Source organism: Streptomyces sp. NBC_00448, assembly GCF_036014115.1.
Taxonomy (GTDB): Bacteria; Actinomycetota; Actinomycetes; order Streptomycetales; family Streptomycetaceae; genus Actinacidiphila.
In genome coordinates, this window is sequence record NZ_CP107913.1 from 3,077,229 (window position 1) to 3,100,222 (window position 22,994).

Annotated in this window: 17 protein-coding genes and 3 tRNA genes; 7 read left to right on the forward strand and 13 right to left on the reverse strand. The window is 72.8% G+C overall.

Annotated elements, in window-relative coordinates:
• Positions 1-534 precede the first annotated feature (534 nt).
• A complete protein-coding gene (locus OG370_RS13005; protein WP_328463744.1) occupies positions 535-1,173 on the reverse strand; it encodes a TetR/AcrR family transcriptional regulator in 639 nt (212 codons plus the stop codon).
• A gap of 64 nt (positions 1,174-1,237) precedes the next feature.
• Here OG370_RS13005 and OG370_RS13010 point away from each other — a divergent pair, with 64 nt between their 5' ends.
• The gene (locus tag OG370_RS13010) at positions 1,238-2,356 is read left to right on the forward strand and encodes an ATP-binding cassette domain-containing protein (RefSeq protein WP_328463746.1); all 1,119 of its coding nucleotides are present in this window, start codon (positions 1,238-1,240) and stop codon (positions 2,354-2,356) included.
• Entirely contained in the window at positions 2,353-3,231 is an 879-nt protein-coding gene (locus OG370_RS13015) for an ABC transporter permease (RefSeq protein WP_328463748.1), read from the forward strand. The genes OG370_RS13010 and OG370_RS13015 overlap by 4 nt, the downstream gene beginning before the upstream one ends.
• On the opposite strand, the gene OG370_RS13020 is transcribed toward OG370_RS13015, so the two are convergent.
• The 4 genes from OG370_RS13020 to OG370_RS13035 form a co-directional block, all read right to left on the reverse strand.
• Positions 3,149-3,817 carry an ABC transporter ATP-binding protein gene (locus tag OG370_RS13020; protein WP_328463751.1) on the reverse strand — a complete coding sequence of 223 codons (669 nt, stop codon included), beginning with the start codon at positions 3,815-3,817 and terminating at the stop codon, positions 3,149-3,151. The two genes, OG370_RS13015 and OG370_RS13020, sit on opposite strands and share 83 nt — an antisense overlap.
• A 327-nt stretch (positions 3,818-4,144) precedes the next feature.
• A tRNA-Ile gene (locus OG370_RS13025) sits at positions 4,145-4,218 on the reverse strand.
• A gap of 165 nt (positions 4,219-4,383) precedes the next feature.
• Positions 4,384-4,456: transfer RNA gene (locus tag OG370_RS13030), tRNA-Asn, on the reverse strand.
• Positions 4,457-4,460: 4 nt separating this feature from the next.
• A tRNA-Asn gene (locus OG370_RS13035) sits at positions 4,461-4,533 on the reverse strand.
• Between the two features lie 181 nt (positions 4,534-4,714).
• Here OG370_RS13035 and OG370_RS13040 point away from each other — a divergent pair.
• The 4 genes from OG370_RS13040 (at position 4,715) to OG370_RS13055 (ending at position 10,659) form a co-directional block, all read left to right on the forward strand.
• Entirely contained in the window at positions 4,715-5,011 is a 297-nt protein-coding gene (locus tag OG370_RS13040; RefSeq protein ID WP_328463753.1) for a YtxH domain-containing protein, read from the forward strand.
• A gap of 235 nt (positions 5,012-5,246) precedes the next feature.
• On the forward strand, positions 5,247-6,695 hold the full coding sequence (locus OG370_RS13045; protein WP_328463755.1) for an FGGY family carbohydrate kinase: 1,449 nt from the start codon (positions 5,247-5,249) through the stop codon (positions 6,693-6,695).
• 248 nt (positions 6,696-6,943) lie between these two features.
• Positions 6,944-8,680 (forward strand): ABC transporter ATP-binding protein, encoded by a 1,737-nt coding sequence (locus OG370_RS13050; RefSeq protein WP_328463757.1) that lies wholly within the window; start codon positions 6,944-6,946, stop codon positions 8,678-8,680.
• Between the two features lie 62 nt (positions 8,681-8,742).
• The gene (locus tag OG370_RS13055; RefSeq protein ID WP_328474052.1) at positions 8,743-10,659 is read left to right on the forward strand and encodes an ABC transporter ATP-binding protein; all 1,917 of its coding nucleotides are present in this window, start codon (positions 8,743-8,745) and stop codon (positions 10,657-10,659) included.
• A gap of 65 nt (positions 10,660-10,724) precedes the next feature.
• Here the strand turns inward: OG370_RS13055 and OG370_RS13060 are convergent, their stop codons facing one another.
• From OG370_RS13060 to dnaG, 4 genes are all read right to left on the reverse strand, one after another.
• Entirely contained in the window at positions 10,725-11,765 is a 1,041-nt protein-coding gene (locus tag OG370_RS13060; protein ID WP_328463759.1) for a hypothetical protein, read from the reverse strand.
• A complete protein-coding gene (locus OG370_RS13065) occupies positions 11,753-12,406 on the reverse strand; it encodes a hypothetical protein (RefSeq protein WP_328463761.1) in 654 nt (217 codons plus the stop codon). The genes OG370_RS13060 and OG370_RS13065 overlap by 13 nt, the downstream gene beginning before the upstream one ends.
• A gap of 214 nt (positions 12,407-12,620) precedes the next feature.
• A complete protein-coding gene (locus tag OG370_RS13070; protein ID WP_443060659.1) occupies positions 12,621-13,847 on the reverse strand; it encodes an RNA polymerase sigma factor in 1,227 nt (408 codons plus the stop codon).
• A 161-nt stretch (positions 13,848-14,008) separates the two neighbouring features.
• A complete protein-coding gene (gene dnaG / locus OG370_RS13075; protein ID WP_328463763.1) occupies positions 14,009-15,958 on the reverse strand; it encodes a DNA primase in 1,950 nt (649 codons plus the stop codon).
• A gap of 200 nt (positions 15,959-16,158) precedes the next feature.
• On the opposite strand from dnaG, the gene OG370_RS13080 reads away from it, so the two are divergent.
• The gene (locus tag OG370_RS13080; protein ID WP_328463765.1) at positions 16,159-18,105 is read left to right on the forward strand and encodes a glycoside hydrolase family 9 protein; all 1,947 of its coding nucleotides are present in this window, start codon (positions 16,159-16,161) and stop codon (positions 18,103-18,105) included.
• Positions 18,106-18,187: 82 nt separating this feature from the next.
• Here OG370_RS13080 and OG370_RS13085 read toward each other — a convergent pair whose 3' ends face one another.
• From OG370_RS13085 to OG370_RS13100, 4 genes are all read right to left on the reverse strand, one after another.
• On the reverse strand, positions 18,188-18,628 hold the full coding sequence (locus OG370_RS13085; RefSeq protein ID WP_328463767.1) for a GNAT family N-acetyltransferase: 441 nt from the start codon (positions 18,626-18,628) through the stop codon (positions 18,188-18,190).
• A gap of 48 nt (positions 18,629-18,676) precedes the next feature.
• Positions 18,677-19,939, reverse strand: coding sequence for an NAD(P)/FAD-dependent oxidoreductase (locus tag OG370_RS13090; RefSeq protein WP_328463769.1), 1,263 nt, complete (start codon positions 19,937-19,939; stop codon positions 18,677-18,679).
• Positions 19,940-20,634: 695 nt separating this feature from the next.
• Positions 20,635-21,924: a deoxyguanosinetriphosphate triphosphohydrolase gene (locus OG370_RS13095; RefSeq protein WP_328463771.1), complete on the reverse strand. Its 1,290-nt coding sequence runs from the start codon at positions 21,922-21,924 to the stop codon at positions 20,635-20,637.
• 190 nt (positions 21,925-22,114) lie between these two features.
• On the reverse strand, positions 22,115-22,945 hold the full coding sequence (locus OG370_RS13100; protein ID WP_328463773.1) for a sirohydrochlorin chelatase: 831 nt from the start codon (positions 22,943-22,945) through the stop codon (positions 22,115-22,117).
• Between the last annotated feature and the right edge of the window lie 49 nt (positions 22,946-22,994).

Consider the following 22,994-nt stretch of genomic DNA (forward strand, 5'->3'; position numbering starts at 1 on the left):
GCCAGGCGCGCGGAGCGGGGAATGGGCGTCGTCCTGCGTCGCGGTTCCGCCGAACCGATCCCCCACGCCGACCCCGAACCGATCTCCGCACCGGTCCACGCACCGAATCACCACACCGATCTCCGCACCGATCTCCACCGGGCGCCGATGCGATGCCACCCGGCCGTCGACCCCGATGACCCGGCCCGGCAGCCCGACCGCCGCGGCCGGATCGGCGAGGGTGGCGTCCGGCCCGCCGAAGCGCACCTCCACGTCCCACTCGCGACCACCGTCGACGCATACGATCCGCACCGCGCGCCACCTCCCCACCCACCGCCCCACATGACGGGGCGACCAGTCATCTGCGGGCAGCCGGGACCGGTCCTCGGCCACGGGCGCAAACGGATTGACCCAGGGCGCAACTCCCTTTGCCCGAGCAGACGCACGGCGGAGCCTTGACGCACCCCGGCCTGTCCCGGGTCCGGGTCCTGGTGGGCCGAGGCGGCGCGACGGCCGCCCCGCGCCGTTACGGCTACGGCACGGCTACGAATGGGGCTACGGCTGTGCCTGACCGCCGCAGAGGCGCAGCGCGCTCTCCGCACACAGCTCCGCCGCCTTGTCGTTGGTCAGCAGCCCGGCCGCGACCTGGTCCACGGCGGTGTGCTGGAGCCCGAGGATGGCGGCGGCGAGCCAGTCCGCGGGCAGCGCCAGGTCGAAGTCGCCCGCGTACTGGCCGCGTTGGATGAGCCGGGCGAGCCGCGGGGGCACGAAGTCGTGGGGGTCGTCGGCGGGCCGCGGGATCTGGGCCGTGGCGGAGTGCAGCAGGAGGGGGTAGCGGTCGAGGAACCGCCAGCCGGCGTCGAGGTACCGGGTCAGCGCGTCGGCGGGCGGGGCGGTCTCGAGAGCGGCCTCGTCGAGCAGCGCGGCGAACTCGGCGGACGCGACCTCGACGAGGGCCGCGACCAGGACCTCCCGCGAGGAGAAGTGCGCGTAGACGGTCTGGCGGGTGACGCCGGCCGCGGCGGCGATGTCCTCCATGCTCGCGTCGGGCCGCTCGCCGAGCACCACCCGGGTCGCGTTGAGGATCGCGTCGATGCTGCGCCGGGCGTCGGCCCGGCGGCGCCGTGACGGCGGCGGCGGTGCGGGGATGTCGTGCGGCGCGGGGGTGTCGTACGGGTCGTGCGGGTCGGCCATGCCGCGACGATATGCGCCCGACCGCAACCTTGACAAGCCGACAGAGTTAGCCAACTCTTACGGCATGTCAAAGAAAAGCTGGAGTGGAGCACCCGGAAGCGGAGACGACCATCCGGCGATCGAGGCACGCGGCCTGGTCAAGGTCTACGGCGAGAGCCGGGCGTTGGACGGGATCGACCTCACGATCCGGCGCGGCCAGGTGTTCGGGTTCCTCGGCCCCAACGGAGCCGGCAAGACCACCACGATCCGCATCCTCGCCACGCTGACCCGCCCCTCGGCCGGCACCGCCCGCGTCCTCGGCCACGACGTGGTGACCGAGGCCGACGCGATCCGCGCCCGGGTGGCGGTGACCGGCCAGTTCGCCTCCCTCGACGAGGACCTGACCGGATACGAGAACCTGCTGGTCCTGGGCCGGTTGCACGGCCTGACCCGGGCCGCCGCCAGGCGGCGTGCCGACGACCTGCTCGCCGCGTTCGACCTGACCGGGGCGGCCGGGCGGCCGGTCGGCGGCTACTCGGGCGGCATGCGCCGCCGGCTCGACATCGGCGCCAGCCTGGTCGTCACCCCCGACCTGCTCTTCCTCGACGAGCCGACCACCGGTCTCGACCCGCGCAGCCGCAACCAGGTGTGGGAGCTGGTCCGCCACGTCGCCGCGGCCGGCACCACGGTGCTGCTCACCACCCAGTACCTCGAAGAGGCCGACCAGCTCGCCGAGCGGATCGCGGTCATCGACAACGGCCGGATCGTGGCCGAAGGCACCAGCGCCCAACTCAAGTCCCGGGTCGGCTCGGGCACGTTGCACCTGCGGCTCCTCGACGGTGAGCAGCGTCCGAAGGCCCGCGACATCCTGGCCGGCAGCCTGGAGGGCACGATCCGGCTCGCCGCCGACCCGCTCGCCCTGTCCGTATCGCTCGCCACCCGGCCGGACCCGCAAGGCGCACAGGGCACGCAGGACGCGGACGGGGCGCGGGGCGTGAACGGGGCGCCGGGCGCGCAAAGCACGGACGGGGCACGGGACATGGGCCTGCTGGTCGGGCGCGCCATGACCCGGCTCGCCGATGCCGGCGTGGGCGTTGCCGACCTCTCCCTCGGCCGGCCCAGCCTCGACGAGGCGTTCCTCGCGCTGACCGGCCACCCGGCCGGCCCGGCCACCGCCGACGACCGCAAGGACCCGACCGCATGAGCACTTCCGCCGCCTCGGCCTCCCCCGCTGCCACCTCCGCCTCTTCCGCCCGCCCCACCCCCGCACCGGCCGACCCGATCGACGCCCTGCTCGCCGCCGGACGCTCCTCCCGCCGCGCCTCCGCGCTCACCGCCTCGGCCACCTTCGGCCGGCGCGCCATGCTCAAGGTCAAGCACGACCCCAAGCAGCTCGTGGACTCGGCCGCCATCCCGATCCTGTTCACCGTGCTGTTCACCTACCTGTTCGGCGGCGCGATCAGCGGCTCGACCGGCGACTACCTCACCATCCTGCTGCCCGGGGTGCTCAGCATGAGCATCGCCATCGTCACCATGTACGGCGGCGGCCGCCTCGCCCAGGACGTGCGCAGCGGCGCCTTCGACCGCTTCCGCGGCCTGCCGATCTGGCGCGGCGCCTTCGTGCTCGGGGGCCTGCTCAGCGACGCCGCCCGCTACCTGTTCGCCTCCGCCATCGTGGTGGGCCTCGGCCTGGCCATGGGCTACCGCGCCGACGGCGGCGTGCCCGGCGTGCTCGCCGCCATCGCCCTCGTCGTCGCCTTCGGACTGTCGCTGTCCCTGCTGTGGGCCGCGGTCGCCCTGCTCGTCCGCGACCCGGCGGTCGTCATCAGCATCGCCAACGCCGTCCTCATGCCGCTCTCGTTCGCCAGCAACATCTTCGTCCAGCCCGGCACCATGCCCGGCTGGCTCCAGGCCGTCGTCCGCGTCAACCCGCTCAGCCACGTCGCCACCGCGGCCCGCGACCTGATGAACGACACCGGCCACACCGCCGGCGCGGTCACCTGGTCCCTGACCGCCACCGCCCTCCTCGCCCTCGTCTGCGCCCCGATCGCCCTGCGCCTGTACAGCAAGCAGAGGTGAGCGACCGCCTGGGACCCGCCCGGACCCGAGGCAGCGGCGCCCAGGCGTGGACGCTCGCGTAGAGGCCGCCCCGGGCGCGCAGTTGGGTGTGGGTGCCGGATTCGGCGAGGCGTCCTTCGTCGAGGACCAGCACGCGGTCGGCGAGGGCGGCGAGGCTCATGTCGTGGCTGACGATGACGGTGGTGCGGCCGGCGGACGGGCCACGCAGCGCGGGGAGGAGGTCGTGGGCCGCGCGCGGGTCGAGTCCGGTGGTCGGCTCTTCGAGGACGAGGACGGGCGTGTCGCGCACGAGGGCGCGGGCGATCGCGATGCGCTGGAGCCGGCCGCCGGACCGCCTGGTGAAGCGCGGCGAGAGCCGGGTGAAGGAGACGTCGTCGTGCATCAGCAGCGCGGGCAGCGTGGACTTGCCGGCGCCGCTCGGCCCGGTGACCGCCACCACCTCACCGGGGGCGGCGGTGAAGGAGACGTTCCGCGACACGGTCCCGCCGGCGCCGGGATAGCCGAAGTGGACTCCGCGCAGGTCGAGTCGGCCGGCGCGGGAGAGGGCAGCGGTGGGATACGGCGCGACCGCCCCGCGTCGGCGCACAGGGTGGCGGTGGGGCCGGCGACATCGGGTGCGGGGACCGCCGGGTCCTTCACGGACGGCTGCGCGTCGAGGATGTCGATCAGCCGCTCCGCTCCTGCGGCGGCGCCGTGGCGGTCAGTCCGGACCCCGTCGTACGGGGCCTCGCCAGCGACGCCTCGAACCGCGCCGCCCGGCCCGTCCCGTGGACTCGTCCGATCGGGGGAGGCGGGACCCCCGCGCTCACCTGGGGCTCATCGGCCGTTCGAGGGTCCCGCGGAGGCCTCCGCGAGAAGGCTCGGCAGAGCGGTTTCCGCAGGTGGGTCCGGGTGGCGGGGAAGGCCGGCAGGGTGGGGCGGGTGGGACTCGAACCCACGACCGACGGATTATGAGTCCGCTGCTCTAACCGGCTGAGCTACCGCCCCGTGCGGCGTGCCGTGCGCGCCGTCTGCCGCAGCATAGCCGCTCATACGATCTGTCGCCCTCGCGGGTGTACGGACGCGTCGTCAGGTGGACGCGACGCGACCGGAGGTGAGGGCGGGACAGCGGCCCGGGGACGAAAAAGGACCCCGAAGGGTCCTGATTCCGCGCTCCCCCGACTGGACTCGAACCAGTAACCTGCCGGTTAACAGCCGGCTGCTCTGCCAATTGAGCTACAGGGGATCAGCTCCCCCGACTGGACTCGAACCAGTAACCTGCCGGTTAACAGCCGGCTGCTCTGCCAATTGAGCTACAGGGGATCGCGCTACATGCACCGAATGCACCCCCCAGGGTCCTCCCGGAAGGCGCGCTCTCGGTGCGACACATACATTAGCGCAAGCAGGGGGGTGCTCCGCCAACTGCTTGCACGGGGTTGCCCCCGGCGACGCAGGGTAGGCGCGCCACAGGTCCGGCAGAACCGGAGTTAGGAAGGGTGGAGCCATGCGCTACCGGCTGACGTTCATCACCGGAGCCCTGGTCGGTTTCGTGCTCGGCGCGCGTGCCGGGCGGGAGCGGTACGAGCAGATCCGGGAGGCCGCCCGGAAGCTCGCGCAGAACCCGGCGGTGCGGAACACCGCGGAGTCCGCGATGCAGCAGGGCCGTACCGCCGCGGGCAAGGCGAAGGAGACGGTGACGGCGAAGGTCGGCGACCGGATGCCCGACGCCCTGGCCGGAAAGATGCGCGCGGGCCGCAACGGCAACGCGCCCGACAGCGACTGGGGCACCTCGAACACCTGACCCGCCGCTCCCCCGTCCCGTCGCGCGGGCGCCCGGCCGTACCCGGCCCGGGCCCCGCGCGCCCGCATGTCCGTACACGCCTCCGGGTGAACGCCGCTCCGCACCCGATCGGGTCCGCGACCGTACCCGGACGTGTGCGGACCCGTCCGCTCTGCCGCCCCCGCGGGCATTCGTCCCCCTTCGTGATCCCCGGGAGGGGCGCGCGCCGGGCCCGCCGTACGGCATCATCGGCGGCATGGGGAAAGTCGCCGGTATAGACAGCTCGACCACAGGCACCACCATCGTCGTGTGCGACACGGACACCGGGGCCGTGGTGCGGCAGGGCCACGCCCCGCATCCCCTCGACGACGGCGAGAAGCCCACCGAGATCGACCCGCAGGCGTGGCTGCTGTCGCTGGGCGAGGCGGCGACCGGCGGGGTGCTGGAGGGCGTGCAGGCGATCGGCATCGCCGGGCAGCAGCACGGCATGCTGGCGCTGGACGCCGGCGGCGTGATGGTGCGTCCGGCGCTGCTGCGCGGCGACAAGCGGGCCCAGGTGCAGGCCGCGGACCTGGTGGACGAGCTGGGCGGCCCGGCCGGCTGGGCCGAGGCGGTCGGCGCGGTGCCGCAGGCGTCGCACCCGGTGGCGAAGCTGCGCTGGCTGGCCCAGCACGAACCGGCCGCCGCCAAGCGCGTCTCCGAGGTGATGCTCCCGCACGACTGGCTGGTCTGGCAGTTGCTGGGCCGCCCCGAGCGCCGCACCACCGACCGCGGCGACGTGTCCGGCACCGGCTACTGGTCCGCGGCCACCGGCGAGTACCGCCCCGACCTGGTGGAGCGCGCCCTCGGCCACAGCGTCCGGCTGCCGGAGGTGCTCGCCCCCGCCGAGCCCGCCGGGCAGACTCCCGAGGGCCTGCTGATCTCGGCCGGCACCGGCGACGCCATGGCCGCCGCGCTCGGCCTGGGCCTGGGCCCCGGCGACGCGGTGGTCTCGCTCGGCGCGGCCGGCACCGTCTTCGCGGTGCACCACGAGGCGCTGAAGGACCCGACCGGCACCATCACCTCGTACGCCGACGCGACCGGCCGCCACCTGCCGCTGCTCCAGGTCCGCAACGCGGTCCGCACCCTGCGCGGCACCGCGGAACTGCTCGGCACCGACCTGCCCGGCCTGTCCGAGCTGGCGCTGACCTCCACGCCGGGCGCGTACGGGCTGGTGCTGCTGCCGTACCTGGAGGGCGAGCGCACCCCCGACCTGCCGCACACCGCGGGCACGCTCAGCGGGCTGCGGCGCGACTCGATGAAGCCGGAGCACCTGGCGCGGGCCGCGTTCGAGGGGATGCTGTGCGCGCTGACCGACGCGCTGGACGTGCTGCGCGGCAAGGGCGTCGAGGTGCGCCGGGTGTTCCTGCTGGGCGCGGCCGCCGAACTGCCCGCCGTACAACGGATCGCCCCGCCGCTGTTCGGCGCCGAGGTGGTGGTGCCGCAGGCCGGGGAGTACGCCGCGCTGGGGGCCGCCCGGCAGGCCGCGTGGTCGCTCGGCGCGGTGCTCGGGTCGCAGGCCCAGAGCGAGGCGCCGGAGTGGGAGTCGGCGGGCGCCAGGCGGTTCGAGCCGGGTGACGACGCGGCCGTGGGCACCGCGGTCCGCCAGCAGTACACGTCGGTACGCGAGCACACGCACCCGGGCGCCTTCGACGCGCTGCGCTGACGCGGGGGCGAGGGCCGGGGGCCGGGGCGGAGGACGGGACCCGCGAAGGGACACGCGGGCGGGCCACCGGGGCCGGCCCCCGCACCGTACTGCCCGGACCGGATCGGCAAAATCCGGGTTATCCCGGTGCGCCGCCGCCATCCCGGAGGATAGGTTGATCCGTCGCTCAACCCTCCGGGCGGCCGCCGCGTCCTTACGGTCAGCGTCCCAGCCCGTGCCCTGCCCGAGGCAACCCGAGGAACCCGATTGTGCTGATCCGACTCCTACGGTCCCACCTGCGACCGTACAAACGCCCCATCGCGGTGCTGGTGCTGCTCCAGCTGCTCTCCACGATCGGTGCCCTGTACCTGCCGACCCTCAACGCCGACATCATCGACAACGGCGTGGTCAAGGGCGACACCGGCTACATCGTCGGGCTGGGCGGGGTCATGCTCGGTGTGACCGTCGTGCAGATGGCGTGCGCGATCGGCGCGGTCTTCTTCGGCGCGCGCACCGCGATGGCCGTCGGCCGCGACATCCGCAGTTCCGTCTTCACGCAGGTGCAGAGCTTCTCCGCCCGCGAGGTCGGCCAGTTCGGGGCGCCGTCGCTGATCACCCGGACCACCAACGACGTCCAGCAGGTCCAGATGCTGGTGCTGATGAGCTTCACGCTCATGGTGGCCGCGCCGATCATGTGCGTCGGCGGCATCATCATGGCGCTCGGCCAGGACGTCCCGCTGTCGGCGCTGCTGCTCGTGGTGGTGCCGGTGCTCGGTGTCTCGGTGAGCCTGATCGTCCGCAGGATGCGCCCGCTCTTCCGCACCATGCAGAAGCGCGTCGACTCGGTGAACCGGGTGCTGCGCGAGCAGATCACCGGTATCCGCGTGATCCGCGCGTTCGTCAAGGACGACTACGAGCAGCGCCGGTTCGGCGCCGCCAACGACGAGCTGACCGCGGTGTCGCTGTCCACCGGGCGGCTGATGGCGCTGATGTTCCCGACCGTGATGGCGATCGTGAACATCTCCAGCGTGGCCGTGCTGTGGTTCGGCGCGCACCGGATCGACAGCGGCGGGATGCAGATCGGCGCGCTCACCGCGTTCCTCAGCTACCTGATGCAGATCCTGATGTCGGTGATGATGGCCACCTTCATGTTCATGATGGTGCCGCGCGCCGAGGTCTGCGCCGAGCGGATCGAGGAGGTGCTCGGCACCGACTCAAGCGTGGTCCCGCCGACCGCGCCGATCACCGCCCTGCGCCGGCACGGCCACCTCGAACTGCGCGGCGCCACCTTCGCCTACCCGGGCGCCGAGGTGGCCGTGCTGCGCGAGGTCGACCTGGAGGCCCGGCCTGGCCAGACCACCGCGGTGATCGGCTCCACCGGCAGCGGCAAGTCCACCCTGCTCGGCCTGATCCCGCGGCTGTACGACGCGACCGCCGGCCGGGTGCTGGTCGACGGCGAGGACGTCGCCCAGGTCGATCCCGCGCTGCTCGCCGAGACCGTCGGCCTGGTACCGCAGAAGCCGTACCTGTTCTCCGGCACCGTCGCCAGCAACCTGCGCTACGGCAAGCCGGACGCCACCGACGAGGAGCTGTGGCACGCGCTGAAGGTCGCGCAGGCCGAGGACTTCGTCCGCAAGCTCGACGGCGAGCTGGAGGCGCCGATCGCCCAGGGCGGCAGCAACGTCTCCGGCGGCCAGCGGCAGCGGCTGGCGATCGCCCGCTGCCTGGTGCGCCGCCCCGAGATCTACCTCTTCGACGACTCCTTCTCCGCGCTCGACTACGCCACCGACGCGGCGCTGCGCCGCGCGCTCGCGGAGGAGACCGCCGAGGCCACCGTCGTGATCGTCGCCCAGCGGGTCTCCACGATCCGCGACGCGGACCGCATCATCGTCCTCGACGAGGGCCGGGTGGTCGGCACGGGCACCCACACCGAACTGATGCAGGACAACGAGACCTACCGGGAGATCGTGTTGTCCCAGCTCACCGAGCAGGAGGCGGCGGCGTGAGCGGCGAGAGCGCGGGCGGGGACCCGCTGAAGAAGGCGCCCACGCGGCGCGGTCCGGCGCCGATGGCGGGGCCGGGCCGGTTCATGGGCGGCGGCCCGATCGAGCGGTCCATGGACTTCAAGGGCTCGCTGAAGCGGCTGATCCGGCTGATGCGGCCGGACCGGATATGGATGTACCTGGTGCTGGCCCTCGGCACCGCCAGCGTCGCGCTGACCGTGACCGGCCCGCGCATCCTCGGCCACGCCACCGACCTGATCTTCGCCGGCGTGATCGGCCGGCAGACGCACGGCGCCAGCAAGCAGCAGGTGCTCGACACGCTGCGCGCGCACGGCAACGGCAAGGTCGCGGACCTGATGTCGGGCATCGACTTCACCCCCGGCAAGGGCATGGACTTCGGTGCGATCGGCGGCGTGCTGCTGATCGCGCTGTGCGTGTACCTCGGCGCGGCCGTGCTCAGCGTGCTGCAGATGCGCACCGCGACGAAGGTGATCAACCGCGCGGTGTACCGGCTGCGCCGCGACGTCGAGGAGAAGCTGTCCCGGCTGCCGCTGTCGTACTTCGACCAGCAGCCGCGCGGCGAGGTGCTCAGCCGCGTCACCAACGACATCGACAACATCGGCCAGACCATGCAGCAGACCATGGGCCAGCTGGTGAACTCGCTGCTGACCATCATCGGCGTGCTGGCGATGATGTTCTGGATCTCCTGGCTGCTGGCCCTGGTCGCGCTGGTCACCGTGCCGGTGACGCTGCTGGTGGCCACCCAGGTCGGCAAGCGGGCACAGCCGCAGTTCGTGCAGCAGTGGAAGACCACCGGCACGCTGAACGCGCACATCGAGGAGATGTACACCGGGCACTCGCTGGTGAAGGTCTTCGGCCGCGCGCAGGAGTCCGCGGAGGTCTTCGAGAAGGAGAACGAGGCGCTGTTCCGGTCCGGTTTCCGGGCGCAGTTCATCTCGGGCACCATCCAGCCGCTGATGATGTTCATCGGCAACCTCAACTACGTGCTGGTGGCGGTGATCGGCGGGCTGCGGGTCGCGTCCGGCACGCTGTCGGTCGGCGACGTGCAGGCGTTCATCCAGTACTCGCGGCAGTTCAGCCAGCCGCTCACGCAGGTCGCGAGCATGTCGAACCTGATCCAGTCCGGGGTGGCCTCGGCCGAGCGGGTCTTCGAACTCCTCGACGCCGAGGAGCAGTCCGACGAGCCGCAGCACCCGGCCCGCCCGCAGGAGCTGCGCGGCCGGGTGGCGCTGGAGAAGGTCGACTTCCGCTACCTGCCGGACAAGCCGCTGATCGACGACCTGTCGCTGAAGGTGGAGCCCGGGAACACCGTGGCGATCGTCGGGCCGACCGGCGCGGGCAAGACCACCCTGGTGAACCTGCTGATGCGGTTCTACGAGGTCTCCGGTGGCCGGATCACCCTGGACGGCACGGACATCGCCGCGATGTCCCGGGAGGAGCTGCGCTCCTCGATAGGCATGGTGCTCCAGGACACCTGGCTGTTCGGCGGGTCCATCGCGGAGAACATCGGCTACGGCCACGAGGGCGCCACCCGCGAGCAGATCGAGGAGGCGGCGCGGGCCGCGCACGCCGACCGCTTCATCCGCACCCTCCCCGAGGGCTACGACACGGTCATCGACGACGAGGGCACCGGGGTCAGCGCGGGCGAGAAGCAACTCATCACGATCGCCCGGGCGTTCCTCTCCGACCCGGTGATCCTGGTGCTGGACGAGGCGACCAGTTCCGTCGACACCCGCACCGAAGTGCTGATCCAGCGCGCGATGGCCAAGCTCAGCCACGGGCGGACCAGTTTCGTCATCGCGCACCGGCTGTCCACGATCCGCGACGCCGACGTCATCCTCGTCATGGAGTCGGGGTCGATCGTCGAACAGGGCACCCACGAGGAACTGCTCGCCAAGGAGGGGGCGTACGCGCGCCTGTACTCGGCGCAGTTCGCGCAGGCTGTGGCCGAGGTCGACTGAACACGGGCTCGCCCCCTGGCGGTTGGCTCCGCGAGGGGGCGGGCGGGCGGAGGATGCGCCTGCCGTCAGCGGTTCACGGTCTGGATCTCCCGCACGGTGACCTCCTGCGGGGTCCCGAAGGTGCCGCTCGGCAGTTGCTTCGGAGTGGCCTGCCCGGTTCCGGTCCAGCTGATCCGCCACGTCACGGTCGCCGTGAGCTGGTACGAACCGCCGTCGGTGGACCGCAGATACGTCACTCCGCACGGCGGGTCGCCCTTCGCGCCGTCGGTGTACTTCACGCCCAGCGTGTTGCCGGCGCCGGCCTTGCAGGTACCCGACGCCGGGAAGAGCCGCGCGTCCGACGTCCCCGGGTCGATCTGCAGGCTCACCGGGGTCGCGGTCGTCGTCGCCTCGACGTTGTAGTCCGGCAGGTACGCCCGCACCGACACCGGGTGGAAGTCCGCGCCGTCCATCCACACCCACGTGGGCAGGTTCACCGTCTGCGTCCCCGCGGGGTTCGTCCGCGCGGTGCCCTGCGGGATCAGGATCTGCTCGTACGCCAACTCGGCGAGGATCGCGGGGGTGACCGCGTTCTTGTGCTCCGGCGGCGGCGCCTGGCCGATCGGCACCCAGAAGGGCTCGTCGTTGCAGGAGTCCGCCCCGGGCATGCCCCCGTTCTGCGGCGGCGAGTAGCCCTGCCAGAAGTACCCCTTGCCCTGCTGGTCCAGGTTGAAGTTCTTGTACGGCTTCCCGTTGACGTACCGGTCCTTCTGCCCGCTCTTCCACTCCTCGCTGGGCGAGTCCTCCGACCACACCTTCTCCGACTCGGACTTCATGTCCTTCGGCGAGTACGTCGGCTGATACCAGCACGCGGGCGGCGACCAGTTCCCGGTCGGCGTCAACGGCCCCACACCGCCCCCGCCACCGGAAGTGCCGTTCTTGGAGGTGTCGTACTGAACCCCGGCGGTTGCGTTGATGGAGGGGCCCGACGGGTCCTTCGTGTTGCTCTGACCTGCCGCGTCCGTCGTTCCACCGAATCCTGCATAGGCGATGCCCGGCATCAGAGCAAGGACCAGCCCGCCGCCCAAGGCTATTCCCCGGCTCACCCACGGGCTTACGGTTGGCATTGCTTGGCCCCTCTATATGACGTCACGTTGTCGGTCTGCCACACACCCTGCGCGTTCTTCTTGAGGTCCGTGTTGTACAACACGTAGTCGTCCGAACTCCCCGCGGTGTGTTCGACCTTGCCGCTCTTCCGGTCCTTCGGGAAGGCTTTGCTCTCGTCGGAGCAGTAGATCACCGCCGCGTTGCCCGGGCTGAGCAGCGTCGCCTTACGGTCGAAGAACCGGACCGTCCCCGTCCAGGACTTCCCCTTTCCCAGGAAGCCGTGAATGTAGGGGAGCGCCTTCTGGTAGCCCATGCCCACCCCGTAGAAGGTCAACGCCTTCGTGTCCGCTTTCCCCTGGAAGACCGCGTCGTCCATGGACTCGACCCACTGGGCGTTGTCCGCCAGGATCGCGTCCTTCGTCGCGTCGCCCGTGTGCTGGTCCTCGAACACGTCATGCGCGTCGGACGGGAACGTGATCGTGGGGCGCCCGGCGGCGGCAGCCGACGTCGAGGGCGAGGCGGACGCCGTCGCCGACGTGGACGGCGAACCGCTCACCGTCTGCTGGATCTTGTCCTGCTTCTTCGAGCCGCCACAGCCGGAAAGCAGCAATGCGGTGGACGTCGTCACGCAGACGGCGACGAGCGCGATCGGTGCGCGCATGGTCAACAGGCTCCCGTTCATTCGACGGACGCCGTCGAACCGGACCCAGCGCACTCCCGCACATGCGCCCCGCCCGCGGCCCCCTAGCACTTGGCCCCCACAGTACCCAACCCCGTACCCACCGCACGAGAAGCCTGACGGCAGAACTCCACGCTCCCCCACCGCGCCGGCGCGTCGGGGGAAGTGATCGCTGACCGCTCCCGCCTCGACCTGCTCAGTCGAGGTAGCCGCGGAGTTGTTCCGCGAAGGTGTGGTCGCGGAGCTTGCTGAGGGTCTTGGACTCGATCTGGCGGATGCGCTCGCGGGTGACGCCGAAGATGGCGCCGATCTCCTCGAGGGTGCGGGGGCGGCCGTCGGTGAGGCCGTAGCGGAGTTGGACGACCTTGCGTTCGCGCTCGCCGAGGGTGGACAGGACCGCTTCGAGGTGTTCGCGCAGCAGGAGGAAGGCGGCGGACTCGACCGGGGAGGCGGCGTCGCTGTCCTCGATGAGGTCGCCGAAGGCGACGTCGTCCTCCTCACCGACGGGCGCGTGCAGGGAGACCGGTTCCTGGGCCAGCCGCAGCACCTCGCCGATCCGCTCCTGGGTCAGCTCCAGTTGCTCGGCGACCTCCTCGAGGGTCGGCTCGCAGCCGCGTTCCTGGAGCAGCCGGCGCTGCACCCGTACCACCCGGTTGATCAGCTCCACGACGTGCACGGGCACCCGGATCGTACGGGCCTGGTCTGCCAGCGCGCGGGACATCGCCTGGCGAATCCACCAGGTCGCGTACGTGGAGAACTTGTAGCCGCGGGCGTAGTCGAACTTCTCGACCGCGCGGATCAGGCCGAGGTTGCCCTCCTGGACCAGGTCGAGCATGGTCAGGCCGCGCCCGATGTAACGTTTTGCCACCGACACCACCAGGCGCAGGTTCGCCTCGATCAGCCGGCGCTTGGCCATCCGGCCCAGGACCACCAACCGGTCCAGGTCGAAGGCGAGTTGGGAGTCCAGATCGGGGAACGCGGCCAGCCGTTCCTCCGCGAACAGGCCCGCCTCCACCCGCCGGGCCAGATCGACCTCGTCCGCGGCGGTGAGCAGCGGGATACGGCCGATCTCGCGCAGGTACTGGCGGAAGAGGTCGGCGGACGGCCCCGCGGAGGTGTCCACGCGGTGGATGCGCGGCTCGTCCGACGGGGACTCGATCGCCCGCAGTTCCTCCACCGGTGGCTCCAGCACCCGCGGCTCGTCCGCGGCGCCCGCGGCGCCCGCAGGGGGTTCCCGCACCACCACCTCGGCCACGGCAGGGGGTATCGGCACGTCGGGCGTGATCTGGATCTGGGCGTGTGTCCGCACGGAAGCGACCTCCGCGGTGAGCGCGTCGTCGGGCTCAAAAGAGGGCTCGGCACCGGGACCCCAGTGTGACCCACGACGCCGCCCTCCACGAGGGTCGTGCGGGCCCTTTTTCACGCCATGTCACCGCGTATGACTTGCCCGTCACCGGGGTACCCGGGCGGGCCGCAGCGGCCCCGAGCGACCCGCCGCGAGCGCTGCCCGACCCGCTCGACCGACCCGCCGCGAGCGCTGCACGGGCCACCGTCAAGCGCCGCCCGGGCTGCCCGGCCTGCCGCCTAGAGCGCCGCCGCTCCGTTGACGCGCAGCCGCTGGGCGTACTGCTGGAGGGCCCACAGTTCGTTCGCGGCCGCGGTGGCCTCGGGAGCGTCGGACGGGACGCCCTGCGCGGCCAGGCGGGCCCCGGTGGCGTGGACCTGCGCCACCCGGCGGTCCACCGCGAGCAGCCGGACCCGGACCAGCACCTCGCCGGCGTACATCTCGGGGACCTTGTGCATGACCGGTTCGACGGCCAGTTCGGTGACCATGCCGCGCACGGTGTCGTCGGGCGCGGCATCGCGCACCCGTAGCAGATATTCCCCGTCGGCGTACTCCGCGCCGCCCGCCTCGGCGATGGCGCGGCGCACCGCGGCGTACGGGGGCCCGGTGAACTCGTCCTCGCCGTAGGCGTCGAAGGCCGGGGAGACCAGGGCGGGGAACTGGAGCGCGAGCTTGAGCAGTTCGCGCTCCACGCGGTGGGCGGGGCTGCGCAGGTCGAGCCGGGGGCCGGACGGCGGCCGGCGGTCGCCGCCCTCCTGGGGGCCGGACGGGCCGCCGCGGTACGGGCCGCGGGCCGGACCGCCGCGCCCGGAGTCCGCGCCGGGCCCGGGGCCGGAGTTGCCGCTCGCGGCGCGGGCGCGGGCCATCGCCCGCACCCGGCGGATCATGCTCTGCTCCTCCGCCTGTGTGGAGATCCCCGCCATCCCGACCAGCCGGATCGCGTAACGGTCGCGCAGCGCCTGGTTCTTGATCGCGGCGACCACCGGCACGGCGGCGTCCACGGCGGCGACCCGGCCCTCGTCGGTGTCGAGGTTGTAGCGGGCCACGATCGAGCGCAGTGCGAACGCGAAGAGCGGGGTACGGCCGTCGATCAGCCGCTGGATCGCCGGATCGCCCTCGGCGAGCCGGAGTTCGCACGGGTCCATGCCGCCCGGGGTGATCGCGATCGACGTCTCGGCGGCGAACTTCTGGTCGTCCTCGAAGGCGCGCAGCGCCGCCTTCTGCCCGGCGTCGTCGCCGTCGAAGGTGAAGACCACCTCCGAGGTGGAGTTGTCCATCAGCAGCCGGCGCAGGATCTTGATGTGCTCCCCGGCGAACGCGGTGCCGCAGGTGGCGATCGCGGTGGTCACGCCGGCGAGGTGGCAGGCCATCACGTCGGTGTAGCCCTCGACCACGACCGCGCGGCCGGTCCTGGCGATCTCCTTCTTGGCGAGATCGATCCCGTACAGCACCTGGGACTTGTGGTACAGCGGCGTCTCGGGCGTGTTGAGGTACTTGGGGCCCTGGTCGTCCTCGCGCAGCTTGCGCGCGCCGAAGCCGATCACCTCGCCGGTGATGTCCCGGATCGGCCAGATCAGCCGGCCGCGGAACCGGTCGATCGCGCCGCCCCTGCGGCTCTCGGAGGCCAGCCCCGAGGTGATCAACTCCTTGTCGCTGAAGCCCTTTCCGCGCAGGTAGCGCACCAGGTGGTCCCAGCCGGCCGGTGCGTATCCCACCCCGAAGTGCTCGGCCGCGCTCTGGTCGAAGCCGCGCCCGGCGAGGAACTTCCGCCCGATCTCCGCCTCGGCCGAGCCCAGTTGCTCCACGTAGAACGCGGCGGCCGTGCGGTGCGCCTCCACCAGCCGGATGCGCTCGCCCTGCTGCCGCCCGGGGACACTGCTGCCCTCCTCGTAGCGCAGCGTGATCCCGGCCCGCGCGGCGAGCCGCTCCACGGCCTCGGTGAAGGACAGGTGGTCGACCTTCATCACGAACGCGAGGGTGTCCCCGCCTTCGCCGCAACCGAAACAGTGGTAAAGGCCCTTGGACGGGCTGATCTGGAAGGAAGGGGACTTCTCGTCGTGAAAGGGGCAAAGCCCCTTGAGATTGCCGCCGCCGGCGTTCTTGAGCTGGAGGTAGTCGGAGACGACGGCGTCGATCGGGACGGCGTCGCGTACCGCCCTTACGTCGTCGTCCCTGATCCTTCCTGCCACGGAGGCAGTCTACGGCCCGGGGGCGACAGGTTCGGCGGGACGGCGACCCGGGGGCCGTGAGGGCGGCGCGGCCCGAGGGAAGCGGCCGGGGGAAGAGGGGGAAGGCGTCGGGTCGGACGCATTGACCCGGGGGCGGGGCGGCACTAGCTTCCTCCGTATTCGTTAGGAAGCTTTCCTAATCCGCGAGGAGACGCCGCCGTATGCCCTCGGTCAGAGTGGGGACCGCCCGTCGGGCGGGGTTGCGCAGGATCACGACGGCCGCCGCGAGCGGTCTGACCGCGGCGGGGCTGCTGGCCGCGCTGTCGCTGACCGGTTCCACCGCCGACGCCGCGGCCGCCCCGCACGACCTGGTCCGGGTGAACCAGGTCGGCTACGCGGCGACGGGCGCCAAGGAGGCGTTCCTGCTCGCCGGGTCCCCGGTGAAGGGCGCGCGCTGGCGGCTGGTGGGCACCGGCGGCCGTACGGTCGCGGCGGGCCGGACCGGCCCGAGCCTGGGCAAGTGGAACGCCGCCTACCAGGCGGTGTACGCCATCGGCTTCGACGCGGTCCGCACACCGGGCCGTTACCACCTGGTGGTCGGCGGCGGCGCCACCGGCAGCTCGCCCGTCTTCACCATCGGCGCCCCGAAGTCCGTCTTCGGCAAGCCCGCCACCGACACCGCCGCGTTCTTCCAGGCCCAGCGCGACGGCGCCGGCACCGTCCCCGGGCAGCTCGACCGCAAGCCCGCGCACCTCAACGACACGCACGCCTCCGTCTACGCCTGGCCGACCTTCACCGACCCCGACGAGAGCGACACGATCAAGGCCGCCCCGAAGAGGATCGGCGGACCGGTGGACGTCTCCGGCGGCTGGTTCGACGCGGGCGACTACCTGAAGTTCACCGAGACCACCTCCTACGCGGTCGCCGCGCTGGAGATCGCCGGCCGGGACAGCGGCGCCGGACCCGCCACCCCGCTGGGCGCCGAGGCCCGGTACGGCCTGGACTGGCTGGACAAGATGTGGGACGGCAGCACGAAGACCCTCTACATCCAGGTCGGCCTCGGCTCGGGCACGGAGAGCGGCAGCGTCGTCGGCGACCACGACGTGTGGCGGCTGCCGGAGCTGGACGACACCGACAGCGCGCACCCGTTCCTGAAGAACCGCCCGGTCTTCGCGGCCGGCGCGCCCGGCTCGAAGATCAGCCCCAACCAGGCCGGCCGGCTCGCCGCCGACTTCGCGCTCGCCGCGCAGAGTTACGCGCACACCGACCGCGCCAAGGCCCGCGGCTACCTCGCGACGGCCGCGCAGATCTACGGCCTGGCCGACACCCACCCGGGCGCCCTCGTCACCACCGTGCCGGCCGGTTACTACCCCGAGACCAGCTGGCAGGACGACCTCGCCTTCGGTGGCGCCGAACTCGCCCTGGCCGCACAGCAATTGCACGACCCGCGGGCCGGCGGCTGGCTGGCGCAGGGCACGAAGTGGGCCAAGGGGCACCAGAGCGAGGCCGACACGGACACGCTCAACATGTACGACACGAGCGCGCTCGCCGATCTCGACCTGGCCCGCGCGACCAAGGCGGCCGGGCACACCACCGGCCTCGCCGCCACCGCACGGCAGCTCACCGGCTACGTCAGGGCCCAACTCGCCACCGGCCAGGCCCGCGCACAGGCCGACCCCTTCCACGCGGGCGCGGTCTACGACGACTTCGACGCCGACTCGCACACGCTGGGGCTGGCCGCCACCGCGCGCCTGTACGCCGCCGCCACCGGCGACCACACCTTCGACCGGTTCGCCGTCCGGCAACTCGACTGGGTGCTGGGCGCGAACGCCTGGGGCACGTCCTTCGTCGTCGGCGAGGGCACCACCTTCCCGCAGTGCACCGCCGGCCAACTCGGCAACCTGGCGGGCAGCTTGGACGGCAAGCGGCCGCTGGAGGTCGGCGCGATCGTCAACGGGCCCAACGGCTCGGACCAGTTCGAGGGCGGCCTCGGCGACTACCTCGACGGGATGCGGGCCTGCCCGCCCAGCGGCGAGCCCTTCGCCCCCTTCACCGGGCACGGCAGCACCTACGCGGACGACGTGCGCTCCTGGCAGAGCTCCGAACCCGCGCTGGACATGGACGCCTCCGGGCTCCTCGCGTTCACCCTCTCCGCCCGGGGACGTTGAGGACGCCAGGCGGGTCAGGCAGGTCGGGCAGGTCAGGCAGGTCGGGCCCGTCAGGCACGCGGGGGGCGCCCCGGAAGGGGCGTCACCCCAGTTCCTTGGTCACGAAGACGTAGTGGGGCCCGCTCGGCTCCAACTGGAACTCCGCACCCGTGGCGGTGAACCCGAAGTGCTCGTAGAAACCCTTCGCGGAGGTCCGGCCGTTGCACCAGACGACCTGCGCGCCGCGGGCGGCGGCCTCCCGCAGACCGGCGCGCAGGGCCGCGGCACCGTAACCGGCTCCCCGCGCCTCGACGGAGCTGCCCATGCCGCGGAAGCGGTACGCGAGGGCGGCCTCGCCCGGCAGGGGGTCGGGGAAGAACGTGACGCACGCCTGTATCGCGCCCGCGTCGTCGTAGGCGGCTATGTGGAAGGTGTCGGCGCGCGCGTCCTCCGGATAGACGGCGGCCTCGCGCGGCATGCCGGTGCGCAGCACCGCCCAGCGCAACGCGAAGATCTCCTCGACGGGTACGACGGCGGTGCGCATACGGTACTTCCTCCGCGTTCGTTCCTGGTCGGTCCAGGAACCTCCTGGTCAGTCCAGGAACGAGGCTAGCGGCACGGAGGGGTCGGACAGCGCCTCGGGGTCGACCGGGCGGCCGTCGCGGATCAGGTTCTGGATGGGTTCGGTGACATCCCACACATTCACGTTCATCCCGGCGAGCACCCGTCCCTCGCTCAGCCAGAACGCGATGAACTGCCGCTTGCCGACGTCACCGCGGCACACCACCTGGTCGTACGACCCGGGGGCGGCGTTCCCGGAGAACTCCATGCCGAGGTCGTACTGGTCGGAGAAGAAGTACGGGACGCGGTCGTAGCTGACCTGCTGCCCGAGCATGGCGCGGGCCGCGGCGGGGCCGCCGTTGAGGGCGTTCGCCCAGTGCTCGACCCGCAGCCGGCCCCCGAGCAGCGGGTTCTCCGCGTTGGCGACGTCGCCGGCCGCGAAGATGTCGGGGTCGGAGGTGCGCAGGGAGGCGTCCACGGCGATGCCGCCGCCCTGGGCGCGGTCGGCGAGGGTGAGCCCGGCCGCCTCGGCGAGCGCGGTGCGGGGGGCGGCGCCGATCGCGGCGAGCACGTCGTGCGCGGGGTGCTCGGTGCCGTCGTCGGTGACGGCCGCCAGCACCATGCCGTCCTGGCCGGTGATCTCGGTGAGCCGGCTGCCGAAGTGGAAGCGCACCCCGTGCTCGGTGTGCAGGTCGGTGAAGACCGAGCCGATCTCGGGGCCGAGCACGCCGTGCAGCGCGGTCGGTTCGGGTTCCACCACGGTGACCTCGGCGCCGTAGCCGCGGGCGGCGGCGGCCACCTCCAGGCCGATCCAGCCGGCGCCGGCGATCACCAGGTGGCCGTTCTCCCGGCCGAGGCTGGTCAGCACGTGCTTCAGCCGCTCCGCGTGGGCGAGGCGGCGCAGGTGGTGCACGCCGGCCAGGCCGGTACCCGGGATGTCCAGCCGGCGCGGCTCCGCACCCGTCGCGAGCAGGAGTTTGTCGTACTGCAGGACGGTGCCGTCGCCCAAGGTGACGGTGTGCGCGGCGCGGTCGAGGTTCACCACCGGCTGGCCGAGGTGGAGTTCGACGTCGTGCTCCGCGTACCAGGCGGCCGGCTCCACGAAGACGGAGTCCCGTTCCGCGCTGCCGTTCAGGAATCCCTTGGACAGGGGTGGGCGTTCGTAGGGGTGGTCGCGCTCGTCGCCGATCAGTATCACCCGGCCGGTGAAACCCTCGGCGCGCAACGTCTCCGCGGCCTTCGCTCCGGCGAGGCCGGCTCCGACGATCACGAAGGTCTGGTGCGCGTCGACCACAGTGTGCCTCCCCGGCGGGTTGTCCGTTGCCCTGCTGAGCGTCCCGCACGGCGGCCCGGACGGGAAGGGCGCCGCGCCGGTCCGTCCCACCCGTTGATCATTGCACGGTGCCCCTGACCCCCCGGGGTGGATGGTCCTGTCGGCCCCGGGACCACCTCCCGGTGGGGGCTGGTCGCGCCGTTCCCCGCGCCCCTGGGTATGTACGGCTCCTCCGCGAAACGAACCTCGCTCCTCCCATCCCCCCGGCTTCCCTTTGCTCTGGCACGTTCACTGTCGGGCTGGGCACCCGCCGGTCCTGCCCCTCCAGCACGGTTCCCGGACCTTCCCCCGGTGGAGGGCTTGTCGCGCAGTTCCCCGCGCCCCTTGTTGTGGCTGATCACCACGGAAAAGTGCCGGTTCCCCCTTGCCGTGACCGCTCGCCGCAGACGAGGCGTACCCCCACAGGGGCGCGGGGAACTGCGCGACCAGCAGGCCACCGGCGGGGGGTCCGGCAACCGGCCGGCAGGGGCAGGTGGGGCGGAAGGCCGGCGCGGCAATGGAGGTGGCCGAGAGGGCGGTACCCCGGGGGTGAGGGGGAAGCGAGGTTCGTTTCGCGGAGGAGCCGAGCACGACAAGGGACGCGGAGAACTGCGCGAGAACCCCCCACCGGGAGGTGGTCCCGGGGCGGCCAGGACCGGACGCCGCGGAGGGTCCCGTTACCGTCGGAGACGATTCGTCGCGGCGGCATCCGTGAGCGACGCGATCTGATCGACGACCGCGCGCCGGCGCCCCGCATCGTCACCCGCGCTCTCGAAGATCGCCCGGAACTGCGGGTCGAGCCCGTCGGGAGCGCCGGCGAGCAACGTCTCCGCGAGCTCGCCGATCACCACGCGCTGCTCGGCGCGCCGCCGCGCCTGGGCCGCGCGCTGCATGACGTAGCGGTCGGCGACGGCCTTGAGGACGGCGCATTCGAGGCGCTGCTCGCGCGGTACGACGAGTTCCGCACCGTAGCGGGTGAGGGGCGCGGTCCCGTACCGCCGCCTGGTCGCGGATTCCGCGGCGAGACAGAACCGCCCGATGAGCTGGGACGCCGCGTCCTTGAGGCGGGCCTGGCCGAGAGCGGAGGCGTCGTGGTGGTGCGGCCACCAGGGCTGCGCGAGGAGGCGGTCGAGGGCTTCCGCGAGTTCCGCGGGCGAGGTGTCGCGCGGGGCGTAGCGGTCGCGCGCGCAGTCGAAGACCTCGGTCCGTTCGGGGCCGGCCGACAGCGCGCGGGGGTCGATGTGCCCGGCCTGGAGGCCGTCCTCGACGTCGTGCACGGAGTACGCGACGTCGTCGGCCCAGTCCATGACCTGCGCCTCGAAGCAGGTACGGCCCTCGGGCGCGCCTTGGCGCAGCCACCCGAAGACCGGCAGGTCGTCCGGGTAGACCCCGAACTTGCGGGAGCCGGGGTCGGTGGGGTGACCGCCGCGCGGCCACGGGTACTTGGTGGCGGCGTCGAGCGCGGCGCGGGTGAGGTTGAGGCCCACGCTGACGAGTGCGGACTCCCCGGACGCCGGGTCGGTCGCCCGGGTGAACCGCTTCGGCTCGATCCGGGTCAGCAGCCGCAGGCTCTGCGCGTTGCCCTCGAAGCCGCCGCAGTCCGCGGCGAACTCGGCGAGCACCATCTCGCCGTTGTGCCCGAAGGGCGGGTGGCCGAGGTCGTGCGCCAGGCAGGCGGTCTCCACCAGGTCGGGGTCGCAGCCGAGTGCGGCACCCAGTTCGCGGCCGACCTGCGCGCACTCCAGGGAGTGGGTCAGCCGGGTGCGCGGGCTGGTGTCGGTGTCCGCGGTGCCGCCCGCCTCCGGGTCGACGACCTGGGTCTTCCCGGCCAGCCGGCGCAGCGCAGCCGAGTGCAGCACCCTCGCCCGGTCCCGCTGGAAGGCGGTGCGCCCGGGCCGCTTGTCCGGCTCGGGTACGTAGCGCTCCAGGTCGGCCTCGGTGTAGCCGCGCGGCTGGTTTCCGTCCATACCGACGACGGTAACCGGCCGGAGCGGCGGGCGGCTGGTGCGAGCCGCCCCCGCATACGGACGGATGATCGTACGGGCGGGAAGGCGTCGGAAACCGGCGGGAGACAGCGGTGGCCAGGGCGGGTGCGCGGGGTCAGGCGCGTCCGTGGACGGCCGCGCCCTGATCCGGTCCCTGCCGGACGTCAGGCCCTCAGCCCGCGCACGCCTCGTCGTAGCGGCGCAGCACCAGTTCGGCCAGCGCCGGGTGGGCGCCGAGCGGTGCGGAGACGATCCAGGGGGCCGCGGCCGCGCTCTGCGCGGCGAACCGCCCGGGCGCGGTGAAGCAGGACGCGACCGCGATCTCGCGCAGACCGCGCCCGGCGAGTTCGGCCACGGCCTGCGGCACGGTGGGGCGCGCGGCGGAGGCGTAGGCGGGGACGACCGGCACGCCGCCGAGCCGGGCGGCGAGCAGCGCGGCCGTACGTTCCGTGTCGCGGACCGGCTCCGGGTCGCGGGAGCCCGCGGCGGCCAGCACCACCGCCTGGCCGCCGGCGGTCCACCCGGCCTGCGCGAGCCGGTCGTGCAGGGCGCGGGCGAGCAGCGGGTGCGGCCCGAGCGGCGCGGCGACCGCTCCCCGCAGGTGCGCGGCCGCGGCAAGCGCGTACGGCAGGTCGTGCTTGACGTGGTGACCGCGGGCGAGCAGCAGCGGTACGACGACGACCTCTCCGACCAGTCCCGCCAGCACCTCGCCCACCAGGGGGCGGTTCAGCTCGACGTACCCGACCTCCACCTCGGTCCCGGGGCGCAGGATACGGATCTGGGCGGCCAGGTCGGCGAGCACGCGTGCGGCACGCGGGTCGCGGCTCCCGTGGCCGACGGCGACCAGGGCGGGTGGGCGGCGGGTGAGGGCGGTGGACGGAGAGGTGGTGGGCGAGGGGGCAGCGGGCGAGATCGTACGGGCGGCGGGCGGGGCCGGGCCCCGACGGGTGACGGTCCGCTCGTCTCCGTGCGGGCTGCGGTGCGAACCGGCGGGGGCGTCCATACCTCCATGATCACCCCGGTTTGCCCCAGGTGGCCGCTCCGACCGCGGA

Coding starts and splice junctions, on each gene's coding strand:
- OG370_RS13005 (WP_328463744.1), bottom strand. CDS start 1,173: ATGGCCGACCCGCACGACCCGTACGACACCCCCGCGCCGCACGACATC.
- OG370_RS13010 (WP_328463746.1), top strand. CDS start 1,238: ATGTCAAAGAAAAGCTGGAGTGGAGCACCCGGAAGCGGAGACGACCAT.
- OG370_RS13015 (WP_328463748.1), top strand. CDS start 2,353: ATGAGCACTTCCGCCGCCTCGGCCTCCCCCGCTGCCACCTCCGCCTCT.
- OG370_RS13040 (WP_328463753.1), top strand. CDS start 4,715: ATGCGCTACCGGCTGACGTTCATCACCGGAGCCCTGGTCGGTTTCGTG.
- OG370_RS13045 (WP_328463755.1), top strand. CDS start 5,247: ATGGGGAAAGTCGCCGGTATAGACAGCTCGACCACAGGCACCACCATC.
- OG370_RS13055 (WP_328474052.1), top strand. CDS start 8,743: ATGGCGGGGCCGGGCCGGTTCATGGGCGGCGGCCCGATCGAGCGGTCC.
- OG370_RS13060 (WP_328463759.1), bottom strand. CDS start 11,765: ATGCCAACCGTAAGCCCGTGGGTGAGCCGGGGAATAGCCTTGGGCGGC.
- OG370_RS13065 (WP_328463761.1), bottom strand. CDS start 12,406: ATGCGCGCACCGATCGCGCTCGTCGCCGTCTGCGTGACGACGTCCACC.
- OG370_RS13080 (WP_328463765.1), top strand. CDS start 16,159: ATGCCCTCGGTCAGAGTGGGGACCGCCCGTCGGGCGGGGTTGCGCAGG.
- OG370_RS13085 (WP_328463767.1), bottom strand. CDS start 18,628: ATGCGCACCGCCGTCGTACCCGTCGAGGAGATCTTCGCGTTGCGCTGG.
- OG370_RS13095 (WP_328463771.1), bottom strand. CDS start 21,924: ATGGACGGAAACCAGCCGCGCGGCTACACCGAGGCCGACCTGGAGCGC.
- OG370_RS13100 (WP_328463773.1), bottom strand. CDS start 22,945: ATGGACGCCCCCGCCGGTTCGCACCGCAGCCCGCACGGAGACGAGCGG.